At 31.5% G+C, this 24828-nt stretch carries 27 protein-coding genes; 21 read left to right on the top strand and 6 right to left on the bottom strand.

What is annotated here, in order from left to right; all coding sequences use genetic code 11:
- Positions 1-40: 40 nt before the first annotated feature.
- Positions 41-754: an RDD family protein gene (locus tag D1815_RS00135; protein WP_027392182.1), complete on the bottom strand. Its 714-nt coding sequence runs from the start codon at positions 752-754 to the stop codon at positions 41-43.
- 36 nt (positions 755-790) lie between these two features.
- Here D1815_RS00135 and D1815_RS00130 point away from each other — a divergent pair, with 36 nt between their 5' ends.
- The 7 genes from D1815_RS00130 to D1815_RS00100 all read left to right on the top strand — a co-directional run bounded on the left by D1815_RS00130 (position 791) and on the right by D1815_RS00100 (position 7632).
- The gene (locus D1815_RS00130; RefSeq protein WP_118385455.1) at positions 791-1759 is read left to right on the top strand and encodes a stage II sporulation protein M; all 969 of its coding nucleotides are present in this window, start codon (positions 791-793) and stop codon (positions 1757-1759) included.
- Complete coding sequence (locus D1815_RS00125) at positions 1752-2639, top strand: hypothetical protein (RefSeq protein ID WP_027392184.1); 888 nt, start codon at positions 1752-1754, stop codon at positions 2637-2639. Before D1815_RS00130 ends, D1815_RS00125 begins: the two co-directional genes overlap by 8 nt.
- A gap of 1 nt (position 2640) precedes the next feature.
- The gene (locus D1815_RS00120; RefSeq protein WP_118385454.1) at positions 2641-3399 is read left to right on the top strand and encodes a DUF4129 domain-containing protein; all 759 of its coding nucleotides are present in this window, start codon (positions 2641-2643) and stop codon (positions 3397-3399) included.
- Position 3400: 1 nt separating this feature from the next.
- Entirely contained in the window at positions 3401-4615 is a 1215-nt protein-coding gene (locus tag D1815_RS00115) for a DUF4350 domain-containing protein (RefSeq protein WP_027392186.1), read from the top strand.
- 48 nt (positions 4616-4663) lie between these two features.
- Positions 4664-5740: a MoxR family ATPase gene (locus D1815_RS00110; protein ID WP_118385453.1), complete on the top strand. Its 1077-nt coding sequence runs from the start codon at positions 4664-4666 to the stop codon at positions 5738-5740.
- 5 nt (positions 5741-5745) lie between these two features.
- Entirely contained in the window at positions 5746-7077 is a 1332-nt protein-coding gene (locus D1815_RS00105; protein WP_118389805.1) for a DUF58 domain-containing protein, read from the top strand.
- A gap of 135 nt (positions 7078-7212) precedes the next feature.
- Entirely contained in the window at positions 7213-7632 is a 420-nt protein-coding gene (locus tag D1815_RS00100) for a DUF2141 domain-containing protein (protein WP_118385452.1), read from the top strand.
- 86 nt (positions 7633-7718) lie between these two features.
- Here D1815_RS00100 and D1815_RS00095 read toward each other — a convergent pair whose 3' ends face one another.
- The gene (locus D1815_RS00095) at positions 7719-8018 is read right to left on the bottom strand and encodes a hypothetical protein (protein ID WP_091408518.1); all 300 of its coding nucleotides are present in this window, start codon (positions 8016-8018) and stop codon (positions 7719-7721) included.
- A 163-nt stretch (positions 8019-8181) separates the two neighbouring features.
- On the opposite strand from D1815_RS00095, the gene D1815_RS00090 reads away from it, so the two are divergent.
- Entirely contained in the window at positions 8182-9132 is a 951-nt protein-coding gene (locus tag D1815_RS00090; protein WP_027392191.1) for a LysR family transcriptional regulator, read from the top strand.
- Between the two features lie 18 nt (positions 9133-9150).
- Here D1815_RS00090 and D1815_RS00085 read toward each other — a convergent pair whose 3' ends face one another.
- The 3 genes from D1815_RS00085 to D1815_RS00075 all read right to left on the bottom strand — a co-directional run bounded on the left by D1815_RS00085 (position 9151) and on the right by D1815_RS00075 (position 10860).
- A complete protein-coding gene (locus tag D1815_RS00085) occupies positions 9151-9348 on the bottom strand; it encodes a hypothetical protein (protein ID WP_027392192.1) in 198 nt (65 codons plus the stop codon).
- Between the two features lie 132 nt (positions 9349-9480).
- Positions 9481-10281, bottom strand: a complete 801-nt coding sequence (locus tag D1815_RS00080) for a TIGR00266 family protein (RefSeq protein WP_118385451.1) — start codon at positions 10279-10281, stop codon at positions 9481-9483.
- A gap of 120 nt (positions 10282-10401) precedes the next feature.
- Positions 10402-10860 (bottom strand): DUF4442 domain-containing protein, encoded by a 459-nt coding sequence (locus D1815_RS00075; RefSeq protein WP_118385450.1) that lies wholly within the window; start codon positions 10858-10860, stop codon positions 10402-10404.
- A 155-nt stretch (positions 10861-11015) separates the two neighbouring features.
- On the opposite strand from D1815_RS00075, the gene D1815_RS00070 reads away from it, so the two are divergent.
- The 8 genes from D1815_RS00070 (at position 11016) to D1815_RS00035 (ending at position 17509) form a co-directional block, all read left to right on the top strand.
- Positions 11016-11468 (top strand): DUF4870 domain-containing protein, encoded by a 453-nt coding sequence (locus D1815_RS00070; RefSeq protein ID WP_027392195.1) that lies wholly within the window; start codon positions 11016-11018, stop codon positions 11466-11468.
- 7 nt (positions 11469-11475) lie between these two features.
- A complete protein-coding gene (locus D1815_RS00065; protein ID WP_118385449.1) occupies positions 11476-12009 on the top strand; it encodes a hypothetical protein in 534 nt (177 codons plus the stop codon).
- Between the two features lie 60 nt (positions 12010-12069).
- Complete coding sequence (locus tag D1815_RS00060; RefSeq protein ID WP_027392197.1) at positions 12070-12411, top strand: PadR family transcriptional regulator; 342 nt, start codon at positions 12070-12072, stop codon at positions 12409-12411.
- A complete protein-coding gene (locus D1815_RS00055) occupies positions 12408-14168 on the top strand; it encodes a PspC domain-containing protein (protein ID WP_027392198.1) in 1761 nt (586 codons plus the stop codon). The genes D1815_RS00060 and D1815_RS00055 overlap by 4 nt, the downstream gene beginning before the upstream one ends.
- 46 nt (positions 14169-14214) lie before the next feature.
- Positions 14215-14934 (top strand): head GIN domain-containing protein, encoded by a 720-nt coding sequence (locus tag D1815_RS00050; protein ID WP_118385448.1) that lies wholly within the window; start codon positions 14215-14217, stop codon positions 14932-14934.
- 153 nt (positions 14935-15087) lie between these two features.
- Positions 15088-15636: a hypothetical protein gene (locus tag D1815_RS00045; RefSeq protein WP_118385447.1), complete on the top strand. Its 549-nt coding sequence runs from the start codon at positions 15088-15090 to the stop codon at positions 15634-15636.
- Between the two features lie 20 nt (positions 15637-15656).
- A complete protein-coding gene (locus D1815_RS00040) occupies positions 15657-16433 on the top strand; it encodes a DUF4440 domain-containing protein (RefSeq protein WP_158594422.1) in 777 nt (258 codons plus the stop codon).
- Between the two features lie 218 nt (positions 16434-16651).
- Entirely contained in the window at positions 16652-17509 is an 858-nt protein-coding gene (locus D1815_RS00035; RefSeq protein WP_162897313.1) for a GIN domain-containing protein, read from the top strand.
- Between the two features lie 66 nt (positions 17510-17575).
- Here D1815_RS00035 and trxB read toward each other — a convergent pair whose 3' ends face one another.
- Entirely contained in the window at positions 17576-18544 is a 969-nt protein-coding gene (trxB, locus tag D1815_RS00030; RefSeq protein ID WP_118385444.1) for a thioredoxin-disulfide reductase, read from the bottom strand.
- A 171-nt stretch (positions 18545-18715) separates the two neighbouring features.
- On the opposite strand from trxB, the gene D1815_RS00025 reads away from it, so the two are divergent.
- The 5 genes from D1815_RS00025 (at position 18716) to D1815_RS00005 (ending at position 24583) form a co-directional block, all read left to right on the top strand.
- Positions 18716-19336: a trimeric intracellular cation channel family protein gene (locus D1815_RS00025; RefSeq protein WP_118385443.1), complete on the top strand. Its 621-nt coding sequence runs from the start codon at positions 18716-18718 to the stop codon at positions 19334-19336.
- Positions 19337-19347: 11 nt separating this feature from the next.
- Positions 19348-19656, top strand: a complete 309-nt coding sequence (locus D1815_RS00020) for a hypothetical protein (RefSeq protein ID WP_233557527.1) — start codon at positions 19348-19350, stop codon at positions 19654-19656.
- 274 nt (positions 19657-19930) lie between these two features.
- Positions 19931-21124, top strand: a complete 1194-nt coding sequence (gene fabV, locus D1815_RS00015) for an enoyl-ACP reductase FabV (RefSeq protein ID WP_118385442.1) — start codon at positions 19931-19933, stop codon at positions 21122-21124.
- Between the two features lie 278 nt (positions 21125-21402).
- Positions 21403-23292, top strand: coding sequence for an OstA-like protein (locus tag D1815_RS00010; protein ID WP_233557529.1), 1890 nt, complete (start codon positions 21403-21405; stop codon positions 23290-23292).
- An 82-nt stretch (positions 23293-23374) separates the two neighbouring features.
- On the top strand, positions 23375-24583 hold the full coding sequence (locus D1815_RS00005; protein ID WP_118385440.1) for an aspartate aminotransferase family protein: 1209 nt from the start codon (positions 23375-23377) through the stop codon (positions 24581-24583).
- Positions 24584-24828 lie beyond the last annotated feature (245 nt).

Below are 24828 nucleotides of genomic sequence, written 5' to 3'. Positions count from 1 at the left end.
AAAATTTGTTACCCTAAAAAAATAGATTGATACTTCAGTTCTATTTCTGCGTATAATAATTATAATCCTCTAATACTTTAGATAAAAACTGTATTGGTTTTTCTTGCGGTGTAACCTGCATAATGCTACTCACTTTGTTAGATAATTGCAAAATAACATTATGATTTCCATTTCTTTTTGCATCTTGGTAGATGCCTTTAATTTTACGCATCTCACTATCGTCAAACACCGTTACTTGTGGATACACAGGTTTATAATCATCTGGAATATCTACTAAAATAGTTTGATGAAATCTTACCTTTTGTTTTTCACTAATTACTGTTGTTCCTGCCGCCATATCTCCTAGTCTCTGGCCAGTTCCTTTAAATAATATTGCAACTACCGCAATTCCTCCTGACGCTAATGTAATATCAATCAATCTAAGTAACCATCTTATTAAATATCCAGAAAAAGCAGGTCGAGATCCGTCTAATCTTACAACTCGTATCTTCATTGTTGCTTTTCCGGGAGTTCTCCCATCCCAAAAAGTTTCCCATAATAAAAAGTAAAGAAAGGGAGGTAAACCTATTACCATCCAGAATGCCCACTCATCAGCCATTCCCAAATCCAAAGCTGCTACAATTAAAATTACAACAATAAAATACGCGATGATTATCAACAAGTCTACTAAATATGCTAAGATTCGTTCCCCTATTCCAGCAGTATTTTGCTGTATACTCACATTTTGAGCTGTTTCTATTTGAAAATTATCCATTAATTATGTTTCTTTGAAGCTCCTAATTTTTGATCCATGCGTGAGGCGGCTTTTGTGAAGCAAAATAAAGATAAATGGTTAAAATTTGAAAGTGTTCTGCTTAATAATGCGCAAATTACTCCAGATGAACTCTCTAGTTTATATATTGAGATCACGGATCACTTAAGTTACGCAGGAACCTTTTATCCTAAAAGTCAGACATTTAACTACTTAAACGGATTAGCTTCTAACGCTCATCAAAAAATTTATAAAACTAAAAAAGAAAAAAAGAATCGATTTTATTCTTTTTGGGTTAAAGAGTTCCCTTTGGAGTTTTATAAATACCAACGACAACTGCTTATTGCCTTTTTGATTTCGGCGCTTTTTACTGCTATAGGAGTCTATTCTTCTGCAACTGATGGGGCATTTGTAAGATCAATATTAGGTGATGGTTATGTAAATATGACCCTAGAGAATATTGAAAATGGCGATCCAATGGCTGTGTATAAAAAAATGGAAGAAACCGATATGTTCCTAGGTATCACCATAAATAACATAAGAGTAGCTCTAAACTGTTTTATACTTGGTATTCTTTTCGGAATTGGAACGATCTACATGTTGATGCAAAACTTCATTATGTTAGGCTCTTTTCAATACTTTTTCTATGAAAAAGGACTTCTTTGGGAGAGTGCACGCACCATTTGGATACACGGTACTATTGAGATTTCTGTTATTATTATAGCAGGATGTGCAGGGTTGGTAGTCGGTAATTCTATTTTATTCCCAAAAACCTATACCAGATTAACCTCTTTTGTAAGAGGTATTAAAGCAGGGTTAAAAATTGTAATTAGTACAGTTCCGTTTTTTATTATCGCAGGTTTTTTAGAAGGTTTTGTAACTCGACATACCGAAATGCCAGATTGGTTGGCGATTTTTATTATTGCTTTATCTTTATCATTAATTTTATTCTATTACGTAATATACCCAAGACAATTATATAAAAAATCAATTTCTACAGATGAATAATAATTACATTGAATTTAAAAAGAAAAGAGAATTAGGCGATATTCTTACAGATGTTTTTGTGTTTTTAAGAACTAATTTTAAACCTTTATTTACGGTCTTATTTAAGACAACTGGAATCGTTTTGGTTATCCTTCTTTTATCTATTGCATATTACACCCATGCAACTTCTAATTTTATGGATCCTTTTGCTCTTGGTGGAGGCGCTGGTAATTTAAACATGTTTAATTCTGGCTCTTTTTTGATATCAGCATTTGTGATGATAATAAGTATTTTAATCTTTTACGGATTAGTTTTTGGTACCGTTCTACATTACATAAAAGAATACTCGGATAATCAAGGGGTAGTATTACAACAATCGGTTATCAATGGAGTAAAAAAAGATTTAGGAAGTATCATAGGGCTTTCAATTCTTTCTAGTATTATGCTAGTAGTAGGATTTATGCTATGTGTTATTCCAGGAATATACTTGTATGTGCCTTTAAGTCTTATTTTTCCTATTTTGGTTTTTAGAAAATCTGCAGTCTTCGATACGATCAGTGAGAGTTTCGAATTAGTGAAAAATGAATGGTGGATAACATTCGCAACACTTCTTGTTATTGGATTATTATCTTATGTGATAAGTATGGTATTTTCTATTCCTGCAATTATGTACACATTTTTTAAAACCTTTACTGCTGCATCAGAAGGTAGTTTTTCTGATCCATCCAGTATGTTTGATTGGGTTTTCATTCTACTAAATACGATAGCTTCTGTTCTTCAATATATTATTATCTATCTCTTTACAGCAATTTCCACTGCTTTCATTTACTTTAATCTAAATGAAAGAAAACATCACACGGGAACATTAGAACAAATTGATTCTTTAGGTAAAACCGAATAATTTGAAACAACTAAGCTACTTTCTTCTTTTAATTTTAATTATACCTTTTTCTATTTCTGCTAAGATTCAGGACAGTATATCTGTAAAACAATCTGAAGAAATCGTATACGATTTAGACTCTAGTAAAGAAATTAGAGAGTTTAGTTCCGATAAAATTAAAGAGTATCGCAATGAAGAAGATTTTAACTACACCGAGTATGAAGAACCCGATAATATTTGGACACAATTTAAACGATGGGTTGGACAATTATGGGGTAAATTTCTTCAGTGGATATTTGGAGTAGGAGAAGTAACTGGTTTCTGGGCTGTTTTATTCAAACTTTTACCTTATTTAGTCATAATAGGTGTATTGTTTTTATTAGGATGGCTATTTATGAGAGTAAACCCAAGAGATATGCTTTTTGAAAAACAAGAGGCACCTCAAATCATACTTACAGAGGATGAAGATATCATCCAAAACCAAAATATAGAACAATTAATCCAACAAGCTTTGAAAGCTAATAACTATAGATTGGCTATCCGGTATTATTATTTATCTGTACTTAAACAATTATCCGAAAACGAATTCATAAACTGGGAGTCTCAAAAAACGAATACTGATTATTTAAAGGAACTAACTGATAATTCATTAAAAAATAAATTTCAGAATATCACAAGACTATATGACTTTATTTGGTACGGAAGTTTTGATATTAACCAAACATCGTTTGAACAAGCAGAACAAAAATTTAAATCGATTACTAATAGTATAAGATCCTAATTTGCTAACTAAAAAGACTAAAATATTCATTATTGTAATTATTGCCTTAATAGGTCTTCTTACCTTTTTAGAAGCAAGTGAACCAGAACCCATTAATTGGTTTCCTAGCTATGCCAAAACAGATAAAATTCCGCTAGGCACCTTCGTTTCTTACAATATGATTAAAGAAACTTTTGATAAGAGTACATTAAAAGATATTAATAAACCGCCTTATGAATTCTTATTAGACAATGATACGATTAGTGGAACATACTTTTTTGTAAATGGTTCTATAGATTTTGATAGCGCTGAATTGGATCGAATACTAAACTGGGTAGAAAAAGGAAATACGCTATTTGTATCTTCAAAATCTATTAGTAGTAAATTATTAGATACACTATCTATTGAATTAGATAACCTAGTATCCTTAGATGATATTTCTACGCAACCGATGGTCGAACTAGTAAATAAGAACTTAAAAGTAGAAAAACCATATCATTATGATCGCGACACCTACAATCCATATTTTAGTGAGATAGATACTACAAGCACTACGGTTCTTGGACTTACTCAATTATACAATGACACATTACAAATTAAAAACCCTAAGCTGAACTATATTAAGCAACCTTTTGGTCAAGGTGAGATACTACTACACTCTTTTCCAGAAGCTTTCGGAAACTACTTTATGTTAACTGATAACAATTATGAATATACCCAAAATTTATTGAGCTATATTGACTTTAAAAAAAATATTCTTTGGGACAATCATTACAAATCAGGAAAAACATTCTATAGCTCTCCTTTGTTTTTCTTATTACAAAATAGATACTTAAAATGGGCTTATTACATCTTACTGATTGGAGTGTTACTTTTTGTGATTTTTGAAGGAAAAAGAAAACAAAGAAGTATCCCGATTATAACACCTCTAAAAAATCAAACATTAGCTTTTACTAGAACGATTAGTGCAATGTATTTTGAGAAGGAAAAGCATAAAGAAATTGTAGAAAAACAAAATCTTCTTTTCTTAGATTATGTTCATCATGATCTAAGAATACCTACAAATACTTTGGATGAAAAAACTTTGTTAGACATTTCTGCAAGAAGTAATAATGATTTTGAAGATACCAAAGCATTGTTTACATACTTTGAGGAACTTAGTAGAAAAAGAATAATAACTAAAGAAGAATTAATTCGACTATATAATATGATTAGCGAATTTAAAAACAAATCATAACGGAAACGATATAAAACATACTCTTAAAAAGAGAAAAAACGAAATCATATGGAAAACGAAGAGTTACAAAATGATGCTCAAAAAGCTCCCGATAACACTACTCCTTCTGAGGCTACTCAAGAAAGTATTATTCCAACAGAAAAAACTTCAGAAAATATAAATTTTGAGAATCGTATTGATCTTAGCGAATTACAACAAGCAGTAGAAAGACTAAAATCAGAACTAGCTAAAGTTATTATCGGACAGCAGGATTTTATTGAATTACTAATTGTATCTCTATTATCCAATGGACATGTTCTTATAGAAGGGGTCCCTGGAATTGCCAAAACAGTAACCGCTAAGTTGTTTGCAAAAACCTTAGAAACCAACTTTAATAGAATTCAATTTACTCCAGATTTAATGCCAAGTGACGTATTAGGAACTTCTGTTTTAAACATGAAAACTAGTGATTTCGAATTCAAAAAAGGGCCAATATTTTCTAACATGGTTTTAATTGATGAGATCAACCGTGCTCCTGCAAAAACTCAGGCCGCTCTATTTGAAGTAATGGAAGAACGACAAGTTACTATAGACGGTATTAGGTATATAATGGAACCACCTTTTATGGTACTAGCAACACAGAATCCAATCGAGCAAGAAGGAACATATGCTTTACCAGAGGCGCAACTAGATCGTTTTTTGTTTAAAATCAAAGTGGATTATCCGTCGTTAGAAGAAGAAGTAAATATTCTAAAAACGCATCACGAAAGAAAGACATTAAAACCATTAGAACTAGTAAATTCTGTAATGACTCCTGAAAAACTTGCAGAATACAAGAAAAAAACTCAAGAAGTTATTATCGAAGAAAAAATTATAGGATATATCGCAGAAATTGTTACCAAGACTAGAACACATCCTCATCTATACCTTGGAGGTTCGCCACGTGCTTCTATAGCGGTAATGAATGCTTCCAAAGCTTTTGCTGCAATTAATGGTAGAGATTTTGTAACTCCAGAGGATATTAAAAAATCCTTGTACCCAGTTTTACGACACCGTATTATATTATCACCAGAACGTGAAATGGAGGGAATGACTACAGAAGATGTTATTGAAATGATTATCCAATCAGTAGAAATACCTCGTTAACTGTGATCAAATTTTACAAATCCTTATATCTAAGTTCACGAGTATTTTATATACTCGCTATACTATCGGTGCTTTTTTTAACATCTTATTGGTTCAATGTATTGTATCCAATAGCTTGGTTATTATTATGGGGATTAGTAGTTACCTTTTTATTTGATATTGTTATTTTATTTAATACAAAAAAAGGTATTGAAGCAAGTAGGTTGTTGCCTGAAAAATTTTCTAATAGTGATCTTAATGCAATACCTGTGCGAGTTAAAAGTAACTATGCGTTTACAACATTTACAGAAATAATAGATGAGATCCCTATCCAATTTCAAAAAAGAGACTTTCTAAAGACTGGAGTAATACCTCCAAAGTCAACTTTAGATTTTGAGTATTCATTAAGACCGGTTAAAAGAGGTGAATATGTTTTTGGCCATCTACATGTCTACACTATGACCAAAATCAATTTGGTCAAAAAAAGATATAGCTTTGACAAATCAGCTATGGTAAAGGTGTATCCATCCTTTATACAAATGAAGAAGTATGATTTTTTAGCTATTGATAATAAATTAACTCAATTTGGGCTTAAAAAAATAAGACGTATTGGCCACACAATGGAGTTTGAACAGATTAAAGAATATGTAATTGGCGATGATGTACGAACAATAAACTGGAAAGCAACTGCCAAGCATGGAAACCTAATGATCAATCAATTTCAGGATGAAAAATCACAACCAATATATTCTATAATTGATGAGAGTCGAGTAATGAAAATGCCTTTTAAAGAGTTAAGTTTATTAGATTATGCTGTAAATAGCACACTAGCTTTTTCTAATATCGCTCTCAAAAAGAATGATAAAGTAGGAATGCTTACTTTCTCTAATTCTGTCAATAATTTTTTACCTGCCAGCAGAAAGAAAACCTACATAAATAATGTGTCAGAAACATTATACAACGTTAAAACCCAGTTTTTAGATTCGGATTTTGGATTGTTATACACCCATGTAAAAAGACAAATTAATCATCGTAGCTTACTTTTATTATACACTAACTTTGAGCATATCTCCGCGTTAAAAAGACAACTTCCTTATTTACAAGCATTAGCTAAGAAACATTTATTAGTAGTTATATTCTTTGAGAACACAGAATTACATCAATTGATACATCAGAATGCGGAGGATCTCCAAGCTATCTATGATCAAACTATTGCACAACAATTTGCCTACGATAAAAAAATCATGGTAAAAGAGCTACAAAGACATGGTATACAAACGGTTCTAACATCCCCAGAAGACTTAACTGTAAACACCATTAATAAATATTTAGAGATCAAAGCTAGAGGGCTTTTATAATTCCTCAATCAAACACTATTTACATTTCATCCATTAAATTCTACAATTGGGTGATATACTTTATAAGAGTATCCAAGTTTTATAGACTTTTGAATCATCAAAACGAAATAATAAAAATCAAAAAACTAAACTCTTATGAAAACTCTAGTATTATTTTTAGCAATGACAGCCATACACTTTGTAACTAATGCACAAGACACCAAAGGGATTACTATCACAGTAACAGTACCTAATGTATCGAGTTCTGATGGCGCCGTACTTTTTGGATTATATGATGAAGCTACTTTTATGAAAGCTGCTCCTATTAAATCAACAAAAGGAGAAATAAAAAATGGTATCGCTAAAATAACTTTTAAAGATATTCCTACTGGAGAGTATGGTATCTCTTGTGTGCACGATGCCAATAATAATGAAAGAATGGATTTTGAAGAAAACGGAATGCCAAAAGAAAGTTATGGAGTATCTAACAACAATATGAGCTATGGACCACCAATGTGGAGTGATGCAAAATTTGAAGTAGGTAACGAAGATCTAGAATTAGAAATTAGGTTCTAATATAGAATAACATATTCATCAATCAAGAAAAAAGGGTTTTACTTTATAATATAAGTAAAACCCTTTTATATAATAACTACTAAATATTAATCTTCACAATTCGTTTCACTAGCATCCCTTAGTGCTTCTTCCAAATCAGCATCTTCAATAAGTGGACAATCGTCCAATGCACTCAAATATGCTATCGATGCAGCTTTTAAAGATTCACAATTTTCTACACTAGGGTCATTTCCATATCGCTCTAGTGCAGCACTATAATTTTCAATTGCATTAATGGCGATACAACCTCCTGTAAGATCTTCTAAAATTTCCTCTTCTGAACAAGAAGTTAATAACGCACCAATACTTAATCCCAATATCACTAAAGATTTACTTACTATTTTCATTTGTTAAATTTTTAATTATTATAAGTTTTATTGTTTAGTATGGTTAAATAGAGAGAGGTCAACATTTTCTTGAAAAAATTTCAATAGAAAAAACAAATTTTTAGTATATCATTAATAAGTTTTATCAATAGCTTTCCTATTTTTGTCATCCAAAATTAACAACATGACCATTACACAGCTACGATATGTATTAGCAGTTGCTGAACATCAAAATTTCACAAAAGCAGCAGAAAAAACGTTTGTTACTCAACCTACATTGAGTATGCAAATTCAAAAATTAGAAGAAGAACTAGCTATCCTAATATTTGACCGAAGTAAAAAGCCAATTGAGCTTACAGAAGTGGGTAAAAAACTAGTACAACAGGCTAGGAATATAGTTAATGAAAGTGAACGAATACAAGATATAGTTGATCAACAAAAAGGGTTTATTGGAGGAGAATTTAAATTAGGAGTTATACCAACGGTAATGCCTACTTTATTACCTATGTTCTTACATAATTTCATAAAAAAATATCCAAAAGTAAAACTAAAAATTGAGGAGCTAACAACTGAGGCTATTATGGAACGTTTGCAAGACGGACATCTTGATGCTGCAATTGCTGCAACTCCTTTACAGAATGAAAGTATTAAGGAGCGTGTGTTATACTATGAGCCTTTTGTTGGCTATATACCTCCTAGTCATCGATTAAATAAAAAGAATAAAATAGACATATCTGATCTAGATATAGACGACATGTTATTGTTAGAAGATGGGCATTGCTTTAGAGATGGAATTGTAAACTTATGCAAAACCCAAAAGAGCTATGACGAAGATCATTTTCAGTTAGAAAGCGGAAGTTTCGAAACATTGGTTAAACTATCTAATGAAGGATTAGGAATGACACTATTACCTTACCTACATACATTGGATATCAATGATAAGGAAAAAGGAAATCTACATTTTTTTAACGAACCTTCTCCAGCTCGAGAAGTAAGCCTTATTTTTCACAAAAGTGAGTTAAAAATGCAAATTATAGAAGCACTACACAGTACAATCGCTGGTGTAGTAAAAGGAGCAATTACTTTTCAGAATGTTCAGATTATAAGCCCTATATCAAAAATAAAAAGCGACTAAAAAGTCGCTTTTATAATTTTATGATTTTAAATAAATTAAACAAGGTTCTAACTCTGGTTTGTTAAGTGCCAAAGATTGAATCCAAAGTTTTAATTCTTCAATCTCGTGCGGTAGTAATCTGTTTAGTGCTTTAATTACTTCCTTTGTAAATAGATTTACATCAAAACTAACCTTTTTCAGTACAGTCTTGGTATAATCAAACATTGCTCTCGCCATAAATTAATAGGGGTTTAAATGTTAGGTTTAATACAAGTAATTGTAGGATAATACTTACAGTTTTTAAAGTTGTTACAACTAATATAGTCAAATAAAACTAAAAAACCGTCTTTTAACCCTTATTTAACTTTACTAAAAATTGTTATCGCCATCTAAAAGATCACCTAAACCACCTAAAATACTACCTTCTCCTCTACTTTTGCCTCCTCCTCTAGGAGCTAATGCTAGCACTCTATTTGCTAACCTACTAAATGGTAAAGATTGTATATAAACCACTCCTGGGCCTGTTAAGTTCGCAAAAAACAATCCTTCGCCTCCAAAAATCGTGTTCTTAATACCCTTTACCATTTCTATATCGTAATTAACACCTTTAGAAAAACCTATAATACATCCAGTGTCTATTTTCAATGTTTCTCCTACTTTTAATTCTTTTCGAGCAGTAGTTCCTCCTGCATGTACAAAAGCCATTCCATCTCCTTCTAGCTTTTGCATAATAAACCCTTCTCCTCCAAATAAGCCTCTTCCTAATTTTCTTGAAAACTCGATCCCAACAGAAACTCCCTTAGCTGCACAAAGAAATGCATCTTTCTGACAAACAAACTTACCACCATATTCTGTAAGATCTATAGGAATAATTTTTCCTGGATACGGAGAAGCAAAACTCACTTTCTTCTTCCCCACAACTTCATTATAAAAAGCAGTCATAAAAAGACTTTCGCCAGTAAGTAAGCGTTTTCCTGCTCCAAAAATCTTTCCCATAAACCCTTCATTTTTCTGGGAACCATCTCCAAAAATAGTATCCATCTTGATACCATCTTCCATCATCATAAAACTACCTGCCTCTGCAATCACTCCTTCTTGAGGATCTAGTTCTATTTCCACATATTGCATTTCTTCTCCATAGATGGCGTAGTCAATTTCGTGTGCTGTCATATTTAATTATTTATTTTATTGATTAATGAATAGTCTCAATATATAAGTTACAGATTAACACAAAGTGTTACAGAATTTAGTATCTAATAAATAAAAATTAATAACCTTTTACACTTAAACCTACTTGGTTTTTAATCTAATTGTCCATTCAAAATTAAATGTAGAAACTTCAACACCTTGTTTATTTGTCCCTATAGATTTCATCCATACAGTTTGTCCTTCTCCAGTTTTAATAGTTTCTTGGATAGCTTCTTTAATCAAATGACCGTCATTACAAATAAATGTGATCCTACCTGTGGCTTTTTTTGTAAAAGTTGCATTATTATTTGCTACCAACATGGATATTTTTTTGCCACTTTCTCTAATTTGACCAGAAACCATGGCACCTGTACTCATCTCTGCAGCCATACCTTGTACCGCCCAAAACATGGAATTAAAAGGGTTTTGATTCATCCATCTATGCTTAACGCTTACAGTGCAACTAGATTCACTAATTTGTTTTACACGAACACCACAGAGCCAAGCAGAGGGTAACTTAAACATTGTGAAGGTGTTAATTTTTCCTGGTGTAATCTTCATAATATGATATTTAATTGTTCTAAAATATTGAAAAAGAATGGACATACAAAATCGCTTTAAATCATAAAATTATGTTAAAATATGGTACTATGTTTTGCATAATACCTTCTTTTAACCATATATTTGTATAAGAAACTATTATATACTTTAAAAAAATGTCAACTAACAACCACAATAACATCGCTACATTTATGCACTTAGGAGTGTTTACTAAGTACTTTATTCCATTCGGTAATTTTATTGTTCCCATACTTCTATGGACTACCAATAAAGAAAAATCCGATTTTATAGACGAACACGGAAAAGAAGCAATCAATTTTCAGTTAAGTATTTTATTATACACTGTTATTTTAGGAATGATATCCTTTCCATTTTTTATGTTCAACATACTTGGAGATGCTTCTTTGTTCGATATTTTTAATCATAATGGATTAGATCTTCACTTTTCTAGTGATGGTGGATTTAGAACATTAATAGGCGCTTCTTTTGTAGGAGTTATTGCTTTAATTGGTTTCTTTTTAGAAATCATTTTTATCATCTCTGCTGCGATTAAAGGAAATAAAGGTGAGCGATATAAATATCCATTAACAATACGCTTTATAAAGTAATTTTAACATGAACTCATCAATCAATATAAAATATGTTTTAATTACAGCTATAGCTGTGGTATCCTCCTTCTTTTTTCATGAGTTGGCCCACTTCATCACTGGGAAAATTTTAGGATATGAAATGGGAATGACACTTAACTCTGCATTCCTGAAGGAAGGAGAATATCAATATAGTTGGCATCAACAATTAGTAAGTGCTGCAGGTCCATTATTTACAATAATTCAGGCTTTTGTCATTTTCTATTTTATAAAAAAAACAAATAATGAGTATTGGTATCCATTTTTATTCTTTGCTTTTTACTCTAGAGTATTAGCTATGATAATATCTATTTTTAATCCTAATGATGAAGCTAGAATTAGTGCTTGGTTAGGTCTAGGATATTGGATTTTACCATTATTAGTAAGTTTTACATTACTCATATTAGTAATTAAAACATCAAAAGAGCAGAGATACAATTTAAAATTTAACTTAATCAATTATCTTTTATCAACTGTATTTATTGCAGGGGTTGTATTCTCTGATCAATATTTATTTAAATAATAATCATCAATCAATTATTAATCAAAAAATGAACAGTTTAACTTTTTAAAAATCAGTTTTATGAAGATCGAAAACACAAAAGCGCAAATGCGCAAAGGTGTTCTGGAATATTGCATACTTTCAATTCTTAAGGACGATGATGCTTATGTGGCAGAGATTTTAGAGACCCTTAAAGATGCAAAGATGTTAGTTGTAGAAGGCACAATATATCCCCTACTAACCAGACTTAAAAATGCAGGCTTACTAAGCTATCGCTGGGAGGAGTCAACATCAGGACCACCACGTAAATATTATGGACTTACAGAAACAGGAAAACTTTTTCTTAAAGAATTAAACACTACTTGGGACGAATTACAAAATGCAGTAACCATAGTTACTAAACAAAAAAAGAAACAAAAATGAACAAGACAGTCAATATAAATTTAGCAGGCATATTTTTTCATATCGATGAAGACGCTTACTTAAAGCTGCAGCGCTATATTCAGGCGATAAAACGTTCGTTTACCGACTCTCAAGGTAGAGATGAAATTATCGCTGATATCGAAGCTAGAATAGCAGAACTTTTCAGTGAAAAAATAAAAGATGAAAGACAAGTAATAGGCATCAAAGAAGTTGATGAAGTAATCGAAGTAATGGGGCAACCCGAAGATTATAGATTGGATGAAGAAATTTTTGAAGATGAACCAAAATCATCATACCAAAGAACTACCAAGTCTAAACAATTATTCAGAGATACTTCTAACTCGTATGTAGGAGGTGTAAGTTCCGGGTTAAGTCATTACCTAGGTATAGATCCTATTTGGTTAAGAATCGCATGGATATTATTTACTGTATTCTCTAGTGGTGCATTTATTCTTATATATATAGCATTTTGGATTTTTGTACCAGAAGCAAAAAGTACTGCAGATTACCTAGCTATGAAAGGTGAGGCAGTAAATATCAGTAACATTGAAAAAAAAATCAAGGAAGGATTTAATGATGTTGCAGATAAAGTTAAAGACGTAGATTATCAAAAATATAGTGATAAAGTAAAAAGTGGATCTACTAGTTTCTTTGACGCCCTTGGAGATGTACTATTAGTAGTATTAAAAATATTCGTAAAATTTATAGGTGTATTACTTATAATAGTTGCAGGTATTACTTTAATAAGTCTTTTTATTAGCTTATTTACTGTTGGTACTTTTGGATTTATAGAAACACCATTTACTGAATATATTGATGTTGTCAATCATCCTAATATTCCTTTATGGTTGGTATCATTACTTACATTATTTGCAGTAGGTATTCCATTTTTCTTTTTATTCATTTTAGGATTAAAAATTGTAATCAATAATCTAAAATCAATAGGTACACCAGCCAAGTTAGCTCTTTTAGCTGTTTGGATTCTATCTGTAATAGGATTAACCGTAGTAGGGATTCGTCAAGCTACTCAAGAAGCTTATGATGCTGAAGTAATCGAAGATTCGAGAAACTTAAACATACAATCAAACGACACTTTAACTATAAAAATGGTTGGAAACAACAGATATGTAAGAGGTTTATATCACAGAAATGATTTTAAAATAAAAAGAGATGAAAATGATAATAAGGTGATTGTAATTCAGGATGTAGAAGTTTTGATTAAAGAAAACAGAGAGGATTCAACACCAAAATTAATTATTAGAAAAAATGCAGAAGGAAGTAGTTATGATGGAGCAAAAGAAAGAGCTGCTGCAATCAAGTATAATTATGACATAAAAGGGAACACCTTATTATTAGACGGGTATGCTATCACTGATTACACAAATAAGTACAATGATCAAGAAGTTGAAATCATAATTTCTATACCCGAAGGGATGACAATATATGCAGATGATAATACCTCTGGTTTTAATAACTCTTGGAAATATAACGATTATCTAACTATTGATGGTAAAGAAGGTAAATATCTAAAACTAATAGATGGAAAACTTAGTTGTCTAGACTGTCCAAAGGATGAATGGGAATACAATGAATGGGAAGAAGATGATAAGGATTCTGATGACGGAGTAAAAATTAATATCAACTCTGATGATGACAATGCAAATCTTAAGATTGACGAAGATGGAGTACAAATCAAAAGTGAAGAAGTAGATATAAAAATTGACGAGAACGGAATAAAAATCAAAACCGATAATTAGTAACAATCAAAAAACGAACAGTTTAACAAATTAAATCACTTAAATTATGACAACACTAGCTAAAATAATAGTAACCATATGCTTATCTGCATTATGTTGTTCTTGTAACATAGCCTTTAATGGAGTTAGAGGTCAGGGAGATGTAATTAAAAAAGAAAAGACCATTAACGAAAACTTTGATACTATCAAATCAAGTCGAGGTTTAGATGTAGTTTTAACGAATAAAAAAGATAGAAAAGTAATCATTGAAGCTAATGAAAATTTACATCAGCATATAGAGGTATATGTAGAAGGCGAGACACTATATATCACTTCTGACAAAAACATTTATCAAGCAGACGAGAAAACAGTATATGTATCATATGATAAACTAGGAAAAATATCTGCTACTAGTGGTTCTAAAGTAACATCTCAAGGAGCAGTTGTACAAAAAGACCTTGCAATTAGTGCAACAAGTGGTGCAGATATTGAACTAAAAGTAAAAGCGGAAACGCTTACTACATCTGTAACCAGTGGAGCAATGATGGATCTATCCGGAAAAGTAAACAACCATAATGCAAGCGCAACTAGTGGTGCTGATATTAGAGCTAGTGAATTATTAAGTTTAGTATCAGAAGCAAAAGCTACTAGTGGTGCAATGATTAGAATCCATGCTAAAGATCAATTTACAGGAAAAGCAACTAGTGGTGCTAATATTAATTACTATGGAGAACCTGGAAAAGTTGATGAAGTAGAAAATTCTGGAGGAAACGTAAAAAGAAATTAAACAAATATATAACCAATAAATTCAACCACAGACCAACCACCAACCAACCAAAAATCGAACCACCTGAAAAGCTTCCATTGTTGACAGACAAGTTATTTAGATATTTATGCTTTTTGGGTGGTTTTTTCTTTTCATCATTTTAAAAATCAAAAAATGATCACACAAAAAGTAATTCAGAACAAATTACCATTCATTATTCTTGTTACATCATTAGTTGGGCTTCATATCTTTTGGGAATATCATTATAATAATGGGGTAACGACACATCATCTATTAGCCCGAGAAGATTTACCTGGAATATCAAATTGGTGGGGATTATTATCAATCCCCTTACTAAGTTGGATTTTGATTTCCTTAAGTAAGTGGCTACATAATAAAAACTCAATTACCTACAGCTTATCAAAAATCGCAAAGGGTTTTATTGGAGGATTAGTTTTCGGAATATTAATAGCTTTATTATGGGAATTAAGGTTAGAAAACATTTTACAATATGCTATTTGGACGCCAATTATTCTAGCTTTTTTCATTCCAATATATCTTCCAGGAAATTTACTGGGTTTTATACTTGGACTTACCTATACTTTTGGAGGGATCTTACCAATAGGTATCGGTTTAGTTCTCATAATAATATCATTTATGATATGGACCATTTTTAGAAAATGGATCCCAATTATACTCCAAAAAATCAATCAAAAAAATTAATCAATCAAAAACGAACTATCATGTTAAAAACAATTTTAAGTAAAACTCATAAACTTTTATTTATAGCGTTAATTCCTTCACTTCTAACCGCACAAAATAATTCTTCATTAGAAGAAACAATTCTAGAGCTAGATAAAAAATTCTGGAAATCATATAACACTTGTGACATTACTACATTTAAAACTTTTTTTGTAGAAGATTTTGAGTTTTATCACGATAAAGGAGGGCTTACTTCTGGACTTACTAAAATGATGTCCAGTGTAGAAAATGGATTATGCAATCCAGAAAACCCAAGAGTTCGCAGAGAAGTTGTAGAAGGTAGTGTACAGGTATATCCTCTAAATAATTATGGTGCAATTATTACTGGAGAACACGTTTTTTATGTTTCAGAAAAAGATAAAAAAGAAAAACTTGTTGAAATAGCTAAATTCACTCACGTTTGGCAACATAAAAATGAACAATGGAAAATGACTAGAGTTCTTAGTTACGATCACCAACCAGCGCCACAAAATACAGACAAAAAAGAAATTTCCTTATCAGATAATATCTTAAATAAATATATAGGAACCTACCAAGCGCCACAAACGGGAACAGTAATTATTACCAAAGAAGAGCAACATTTAGAAGTAAATGCTGGCAAAATGAACGCAATAGTATACCCGCAAACAGAAAATTTATTTTTTCATAAACAAAGCCCTCTCACCTTTGAGTTTATACAAGACAAGAACAGTGTAGTCTCAAAAATGATTGTACGCGAAAATGGTAAAATAGTAGAAGAAGCGAAAAAAGTAAAATAATACCTTAAATAACATTGCCTTGTTAAACGTTTTTTTTGCATTTGGTAGAAAAAAAAAGCCTCTAATCCCATAGAGGTTATTTTTTTGGTACGCCTTTTGGAATATGTCCATTTGTAAAATTATCTTTATAGTACAAATATGATTTGCACGGATAATTTTAGCAAATTAATTATACTGAAATGAAAAAATTAAAGTTTAAAAATAAAAACTTTCACACTATGAGAACTTGGATGCTTATTGCATTATTTATTATTAGCTTAGGAAATATACATGCTCAGAAAGAAAAAATAAAAGGGAACAAAATTGTTGTTACGGAGCAAAAATCGGTAGATGCCTTTCATACCATACAACTCAATGATAATTTTGAAGTAACATTACAAGAAGACAGTGATAATATAATATCTATTGAGGCAGATAGTAATTTACAGGAAGTAATCAATATAACTGTACAAGATAGCATCTTAAATATTAAGTCTGATAAAAGGATCAAACGCTCAAAAGCACTTAATATTAAAATCAGTTATGCTCAAGATTTAAAAAAGATAGTATCTTTTAATAAAGTACAACTTAAATCTACTTCTTTAATAAAAGCTTCAAACATAAGAATCGAAAGTAATGATGATTCTGAGATGTTTCTAAGTATTGAAGCTGATAAAACAAGTAGTATTACAAATGGCAAATCTAATGTTGATTTACATATAAATGCAAATGAAGCTTTTTATCAAGTAAATGATGACTCTGAACTTAAAGGTATCGTAGAAGCAGATAGCCTAAAAATAGACTTATATCAAAAAGGATATGCAAAATTAGAAGGGAAAGTAACTTCGATGCTATTAAGAGCCGATGGAAATACTGATTTCTATGGTGAAAAATTAATCACAGAAAAAACTTCAATAATTGCTGAAGGTTCTACCGATTGTTATTTAATAGCCAATGAAGAAATTACTATTGAAGCCAAGGATGATTCAGAGATTTACCTTCTTGGAGAACCAAAAATCAATATCCCTGTATTTACTAATGAAGCTATATTGTACAAGAAAAAAATAGATTATAGTCCTGGTTTACTAAAACTATAATAAAAAAACACCTGATATGTATTTAATACATATCAGGTGTTTTTTATCGTATCGATATACTATTATTTACGCAGAAACTTCTTCACTAGTTTCTATTGTAGCAAGATACCTTTCTGCATCCAATGCTGCCATACAACCAGTACCTGCAGCAGTAACCGCTTGTCTATATTCTTTATCCTGAACATCTCCAGAAGCAAATACTCCAGGAATATTCGTTTTTGTAGACTTACCTTCTGTAATAATATATCCAGTATCATCCATATCAATCTGATCTTTAAAAATATCAGTATTAGGTTTATGACCAATAGCTATAAACAATCCTGTTATTGAAATTTCAGACTTATCTCCAGTTTGATTGTTTACCATACGCAGACCATCTACTACCTGATCTCCTATCACCTCATCAACTTCTGTATTATAAAGCACTTTAAGATTTGGAGTATTATTTACACGATGTTGCATAGCTTTCGAAGCTCTCATATAATCTTTACGCACAAGCATCGTAACACTAGAGCAAATATTAGCCAAATAAGTAGCCTCTTCTGCTGCAGTATCACCAGCTCCTACAATAGCAACATCTTGTCCTTTATAAAAGAATCCATCACAAACTGCACAGGCAGAAACTCCACCTCCACGTAATTTCTGTTCGCTAGGCAAACCTAAATATTTAGCAGTGGCACCAGTAGATATTATTACAGCTTCTGCTTCGATCTCTTTCGTATTATCAACTGTAACTTTATGAATACCTCCTACTTCTTTACTAAATTCGACAGAAGTAACCATCCCTATTCGGACTTCAGTTCCAAAACGCTCGGCTTGTTGCTGTAATTGCACCATCATTGTAGGTCCATCGATTCCCTCAGGATATCCCGGAAAATTATCTACCTCAGTCGTAGTAGTTAACTGACCTCCTGGTTCCATACCAGTGTACATAATTGGTTTTAAATCTGCTCTGGCTGCATATATTGCTGCAGTATAACCTGCAGGTCCTGAACCTATAATAAGGCATTTTATTCTTTCTATAGTATCTGACATAATCTTTTCTATTTAACTGATGTAAAAGTAGCAATTTGATGATAAACCTTACACTAAAGTTATTAAGAATTGTTATTCATATATAGATATCCTAGATAATCATCAGAAAGATGAATCCGAAAAATCATAATTTCAATTAGATACCCTACTTTTATTCCAAAATAAAAGAAAATGACACTTTTCGATACTTTGGATATTTTAGGAACTATTGCTTTTGCTATTTCTGGAGCTTTAAGTGCGATGAATAGAAGATTCGATCTGTTTGGAATCTTTATTATTGCATTTGTCACCGCTATTGGTGGTGGAACTCTAAGGGATGTGTTAATTAGTGCAACACCTGTATCCTGGATGCAAAACACTGTAAACTTGTATTTAATTGGAGGAGTAACTATGCTCTCTATTATATTTAGAAATAAATTAAATTATTTAAAAAAATCCCTCTTCTTATTTGATACCATAGGATTAGGTATTTTCACAATCATCGGTGTAGAAACAGGGATACAGACCAATTTAGCTCCTATTATTTCTATAGCTTTAGGAGCCATGACAGGATGTTTTGGAGGTGTTATCAGAGATATACTATGTAATGAAATACCGGTGATTTTTAGAAAGGAAATTTATGCAACTGCATCTATTGCCGGAGGAATATGTTTTATGATTTTATATACACTGAACACTCCAATTAATCTTACATATATAATTACAACCTTATTAATTATTATTATTCGACTAATTGTAGTAAAATACCAAGTTGCATTACCAATGTTTACGGTAAAAAACCATAAAAGCTAATATCATTAAAAATGAAGACGCATTTTGATTTAGATGATTTAGAATTTATACGATTATTCAAAGAAGGCACTCTGAACCCTTCTTTATTCAATCATGAAGCACACCTAAGACTAGCTTGGATATACATAAGTTTTAGTGATGCAGATACAGCCTGTAAAAAAATTTCTAATCATATTTTATCATATGTGACTAAATTAAATGCAACCGATAAGTTTAATAGAACATTGACGATTGCAGCAGTTAACATTGTAAACCACTACATACAAAAATCTAAATCGAATAATTTTAAAGGATTCATTACGGAATTTCCCGATTTATAGAACAACTTTAAAGAATTAGTAAATGCTCATTATAGTTTCGATATTTTCAACTCTAAAGAGGATAAAATGAATTATTTACCACCTGATTCACTACCTTTTTCGTAAATATTAACACATATTTTTCAACTATGTATCAATATACATTTTTAAAAATACTTTCATGGATTTTACTGGATAGTTATTGAATTTCAAAAATTATTCAATCTCCTGTTCTTTTACTTGGAAATCGACTCTTTTTAGGCTATGTTCGTACACTCAGAAAAGACATTACACAATGATTATCGAACCAAGAACTCGCGGTTTTATCTGCTTGACAGCACATCCTAAAGGATGTGAACAAAATGTACTAAATCAAATCAATTATATTAAATCTAAAGGATCTATTGAAGGTCCAAAAAATGTACTAGTTATAGGAGCATCTACCGGGTTTGGTCTTGCTTCAAGAATTACTAGTGCTTTTGGTTCTAACGCTGCTACAATAGGAGTTTTTTTAGAAAAACCACCTAAAACAAATAGACCAGCCTCTCCAGGATGGTATAATACTGCTGCATTCGAGACACAAGCGCATGAAGCCGGATTATATGCCAAAAGTATTAATGGAGATGCATTTTCTAATGAGATAAAAGAGCAAACCATCGCTCTTATCAAGAAAGATCTAGGCCAAATTGATTTAGTAATTTATAGTTTAGCTTCTCCTGTAAGAGTACATCCAGAAACTGGAGTAAAACATAAATCCTCTTTAAAACCTATTGGAGATTCTTACACAAATAAAACTGTAGATTTCCATACCGGAAATATATCTCAAGTATCCATAGAACCTGCTACTGAAGAAGACATAGAAAATACAGTGACAGTTATGGGGGGAGAAGATTGGAAGTTCTGGATTGATGCTTTGCAAAAAGAAAATTTATTAGCTCCAGAAGCTAAAACAATTGCCTATTCTTATATTGGTCCTAAGTTAACTGAACCTGTATATAGAAAAGGAACTATTGGTCGAGCCAAAGATCATTTAGAAGCAACAGCATTTGATATTACTGATTCTCTTGCTGATATAAACGGAAAAGCATATGTTTCTGTAAATAAAGCGCTAGTAACACAAGCTAGTTCAGCTATTCCTGTTATTCCTCTATACATTTCTTTATTATACAAAATAATGAAAGAAAATAATGTTCATGAAGGATGTATAGAGCAAATGCAACGTTTGTTTGCAGATCGATTATATAACAACAATGAAATCGCTACCGATGACAAAGGCAGAATACGAGTCGATGATTGGGAAATGCGCGAAGATATTCAAGCAAAGATAAAAGAGCTTTGGGATAGTGCCACCACAGAAACGTTATCAACTATTGGTGATTTAGAAGGATACAGTAATGATTTCTTTAACTTATTTGGGTTTAAAGTAGCTGGAATCGATTATACCAAAGATGTAAATGAAGTTGTTGAAATTCCAGGATTACAATCTTAATTTAACTTTATTCTTAGTAAAGTATAGATCCCTTGTTACGTGCGGTAATAAGGGATTTTTCGTTTATAGTATTAAAAGGCTAATAACTTCTGTTTTGCGAAAATCCTTTTCTCTAAATTATACTCTAGTTAAACTTAATAACCATTAGCAGAAAATTATAATGATTCATTGATTTTAGATCAAAAATGCAACAAAACTTCATTGCTTAAGTATTTATGCATGAACGGATACAATCATTACATACAATTTTCGTTATTTTGCAGACAAATTACAGATACTTGAAAAATACATTTTTCTATATAACTTTTACACTTCTTTTTTGCACTATCTCGTTTGCTCAAGAAGGTAAAAAAATCAAGGTTCAATCAGATCGTACCATTAAAAACGAAGAACGTTTTCCCGGTGCAACGATTCTTGCCAAAGTAAAAAAACAAGTTTATATTGAACACGAAGGCATTGAAATATGGTGTGATCAAGCCGTTCATTATGGAGAAGATAAGTTTGTAAGAGCTTTTGGTAATGTAAAAATGAAGCAAGGAGATACGCTTACTATGACAAGTGCTTATGCTGAATATAATGGTAATAGTAAATTTGCATATGCGAGAGAAAAAGTCTTTTTAGAAACCCCATCGAATACATTAACAACAGATACACTATTTTTTGATCGATTACGTCAGCAAGCTTATTACAGAAGTGGTGGAACAGTAAAAGATTCTTCTAACACACTTACTAGTAAAATAGGAAGGTATTTTATGGACAGAAAACAATATTCATTTAATACAAAAGTAAAAATTGTTAACCCAGAAAATACGGTAGATTCTGATCGTTTGGATTATTATACAGATAACGGTCATGCATATTTATACGGACCATCAACAGTAAAAGGAGAAGAAAGTACACTCTATTGTGAGCGCGGTTTTTATGATACTAAAATAAAGACTGGATATGCGATAAAAAATGCTCGTATTGATTATGATAATCGAACTGTTTTTGGTGATAGTATATTTTATAATAGTGCCATCCAATTTGCATCAGCCACCAATAACATTAAAGTATTAGACACTGCCAATAATTCTATTATTACAGGTCATTATGCGGAAGTTTTTAAGGACAAAGATTCTGTTTTTATCACAAAAAGAGCATTAGCATCCACCTTACAGGAAAAAGACTCGATCTACATTCACAGTGACACGTTAATGGTTACAGGGAAACCAGAACGTAGAATTATGAATGGTTTTTATGATGTTCGAATTTTTAAAAGTAATATGAGTGGTAAGAGTGATTCTATTAATGTAGATCAAACCACTGGATATACTAAAATGGTAGGTAAACCTATTATTTGGTCTCAGCGAAATCAAATGACCGGTGATACTATAAAGATTATATCAAATACTGAAACTGAAAAGCTTGATTCACTGGTTGTGTATCAAAATGCATTTTTAGTCCAAGAAGACACCCTAAAAGCGGGTTATAATCAGGTGAAAGGTCAAACGTTATATGGATTATTTAAAGACAATGAAATTTATCAAGTAGATATTGATAAGAATACAGAAACTATATTTTATCAAAGAGAAAGTGAAGGAGAACTTAAACTGATTGGTATTAATAAAGTATTATCGAGCTCGATAAAATTACTACTAGAACAACGAGAAATTGTAGATGTCTACTATTATCAAAATGTAGACGGAACATTGTATAGAGAAATTGATTTGCCTGAAAATGCTAGGGAACTATCTGGTTTTAAATGGAGAGGAGAAGAACAAATACTTAGTAAGAAGGATCTTTTTAGAGGAGAAACACCTCCCAAGTTGACAAAAATAACAGGGATACCACTTCCTGTAGAAGATGATGACTTCTTTGATGAAGAAACTATAAAGCGTCTAGAAGAAAACAAATCCGAAGGTTCTCGACTATTAGAGCAAAAACTTGAAGACGCAGAATTAAAGGAAACTAATGAAGAGTTGGATGAAATTCTAAAACCCAAGAAAAAGACTAAGGAAAACACAAAAGCCAAAAAGAAAAATGATACAACTTCTAAAAAAGAATTACCAAAAAAGGTAGCTTTTGTGGACCATGATCTTAATCGTACGGCAAGACAACGAGATAGCATTACAGTAACAACGTTAAAAAACAAAAAGACTTTAGATAGTATTCAAGAAAAGAAATAAACAAGATTCTTTTTAAATCTTTTCTTTTTTTAAACATTAAAATAAGCTATCGAAAACTTCATATTGACTTAACTTTACGAATGTGAAAAAAGATTTCTTTACTTATCAAGCGCAAACTACTCCACATCCCTTGGCAATGGAAATTTCGCATGCAGAAGGGAGTCATATTTTTTCAACTGAAAACAAAAAGTATTTAGATTTTGTAGCAGGTGTATCTGCCTGTAGTCTTGGTCACAAACATCCTAGAGTTGTGAACGCTATAAAAGAGCAACTTGACAAGTATTTACATGTAATGGTTTATGGAGAATATATTCAAAAACCGGCAGTGGAACTTACCAAATTACTAGCTTCTCTTCTACCCGATCCTTTAGAAAAAACATATTTAACAAACTCAGGAACAGAAGCAATAGAAGGATCCTTAAAATTAGCACGAAGAACTACTGGAAGAAGTGAAATCATAGCTGCTAAATTAGCGTATCATGGTAATACTATGGGATCAATGAGTGTTATGGGTTTTGAAGAACGAAAACAAGCTTTTAGACCTCTTATTCCGGATGTTTCGTTTATTAATTTCAACAAGGAAGCTGATATACAAAGCATTACAAATAAAACTGCAGGTGTCATTCTAGAAACCATACAAGGAGGAGCTGGATTCATTGAGCCTATTAATGATTATCTTAAAAAAGTTAGAAAACGCTGTAGTGAAGTTGGCGCTTTGCTAATTCTAGATGAAATTCAACCTGGATTTGGTCGTACCGGAAAACTGTTTGGATTTCAAAATTATGATATCATTCCGGATATAATTGTTATGGGAAAAGGAATGGGTGGTGGATTACCAATAGGAGCTTTTACAGCTTCTTCTTCAATGATGGATCAATTACAAGACAATCCAAAACTTGGTCATATTACCACATTTGGAGGCAATCCTGTCATCGCGGCTGCCGCTTTGGCAACTTTGCAGGAAATTACAGAAAGTGACTTAATGGCAGCAACATTAAAAAAAGAAAAATTATTTAGATCGTTCTTAGTACACCCTTTGATAAAAGAAATAAGAGGTGTCGGGTTAATGTTAGCTTTAATAACACCTTCTGCTGAAATAACAAATGAAATTGTTTTAAGATGTCAAGATAAAGGATTAATACTTTTTTGGCTTCTTTTTGAACCAAAAGCAGTACGTATTACGCCTCCTTTAACGATCTCGGAAGAAGAAATTAGTATCGGTTGCCAAATAATCATCGACATATTGGATGAACTTGTAAATCATAAAAACTCAAACATCGATATTGATTAATTCATATAAATTCCTTATATTTAGTAAGCTATCTTACCATATCACACATCCAGTAGCATCCAAAGGCTTTTATTTTTTAAAACTGTAATCCATTCATTTATAAATGGTACGCATTTTGTTAATTAGTTTGTTAACAAACAAATGATTTCCGAAGCAGTATTATACCAATTCATTTGTAATTTTAATACAGAGGAAATCAATAATGCCAATATAAATTAAGTAAGGTGTTTTGTATTACTCTTAAT

Origin of the sequence: Aquimarina sp. AD1 (assembly GCF_003443695.1) — a bacterium.
GTDB classification, from domain to species: domain Bacteria; phylum Bacteroidota; class Bacteroidia; order Flavobacteriales; family Flavobacteriaceae; genus Aquimarina; species Aquimarina latercula.
The sequence above is the reverse complement of the archived record's forward strand: the minus strand, read 5'-3'. Positions and strand labels throughout refer to the sequence as shown.

Bases quoted from the DNA above. Each gene is read 5' to 3' on its own strand.
- D1815_RS00040 (WP_158594422.1), top strand. From the start codon at position 15,657: ATGTTAAAAACAATTTTAAGTAAAACTCATAAACTTTTATTTATAGCG.
- D1815_RS00070 (WP_027392195.1), top strand. From the start codon at position 11,016: ATGTCAACTAACAACCACAATAACATCGCTACATTTATGCACTTAGGA.
- D1815_RS00080 (WP_118385451.1), bottom strand. From the start codon at position 10,281: ATGACAGCACACGAAATTGACTACGCCATCTATGGAGAAGAAATGCAA.
- D1815_RS00050 (WP_118385448.1), top strand. From the start codon at position 14,215: ATGACAACACTAGCTAAAATAATAGTAACCATATGCTTATCTGCATTA.
- D1815_RS00110 (WP_118385453.1), top strand. From the start codon at position 4,664: ATGGAAAACGAAGAGTTACAAAATGATGCTCAAAAAGCTCCCGATAAC.
- D1815_RS00095 (WP_091408518.1), bottom strand. From the start codon at position 8,018: ATGAAAATAGTAAGTAAATCTTTAGTGATATTGGGATTAAGTATTGGT.
- D1815_RS00045 (WP_118385447.1), top strand. From the start codon at position 15,088: ATGATCACACAAAAAGTAATTCAGAACAAATTACCATTCATTATTCTT.
- D1815_RS00135 (WP_027392182.1), bottom strand. From the start codon at position 754: ATGGATAATTTTCAAATAGAAACAGCTCAAAATGTGAGTATACAGCAA.
- D1815_RS00130 (WP_118385455.1), top strand. From the start codon at position 791: ATGCGTGAGGCGGCTTTTGTGAAGCAAAATAAAGATAAATGGTTAAAA.
- D1815_RS00055 (WP_027392198.1), top strand. From the start codon at position 12,408: ATGAACAAGACAGTCAATATAAATTTAGCAGGCATATTTTTTCATATC.
- D1815_RS00065 (WP_118385449.1), top strand. From the start codon at position 11,476: ATGAACTCATCAATCAATATAAAATATGTTTTAATTACAGCTATAGCT.
- trxB (WP_118385444.1), bottom strand. From the start codon at position 18,544: ATGTCAGATACTATAGAAAGAATAAAATGCCTTATTATAGGTTCAGGA.
- D1815_RS00020 (WP_233557527.1), top strand. From the start codon at position 19,348: ATGAAGACGCATTTTGATTTAGATGATTTAGAATTTATACGATTATTC.
- D1815_RS00035 (WP_162897313.1), top strand. From the start codon at position 16,652: ATGAGAACTTGGATGCTTATTGCATTATTTATTATTAGCTTAGGAAAT.
- D1815_RS00100 (WP_118385452.1), top strand. From the start codon at position 7,213: ATGAAAACTCTAGTATTATTTTTAGCAATGACAGCCATACACTTTGTA.
- D1815_RS00060 (WP_027392197.1), top strand. From the start codon at position 12,070: ATGAAGATCGAAAACACAAAAGCGCAAATGCGCAAAGGTGTTCTGGAA.
- D1815_RS00090 (WP_027392191.1), top strand. From the start codon at position 8,182: ATGACCATTACACAGCTACGATATGTATTAGCAGTTGCTGAACATCAA.
- fabV (WP_118385442.1), top strand. From the start codon at position 19,931: ATGATTATCGAACCAAGAACTCGCGGTTTTATCTGCTTGACAGCACAT.
- D1815_RS00025 (WP_118385443.1), top strand. From the start codon at position 18,716: ATGACACTTTTCGATACTTTGGATATTTTAGGAACTATTGCTTTTGCT.
- D1815_RS00125 (WP_027392184.1), top strand. From the start codon at position 1,752: ATGAATAATAATTACATTGAATTTAAAAAGAAAAGAGAATTAGGCGAT.
- D1815_RS00085 (WP_027392192.1), bottom strand. From the start codon at position 9,348: ATGGCGAGAGCAATGTTTGATTATACCAAGACTGTACTGAAAAAGGTT.
- D1815_RS00075 (WP_118385450.1), bottom strand. From the start codon at position 10,860: ATGAAGATTACACCAGGAAAAATTAACACCTTCACAATGTTTAAGTTA.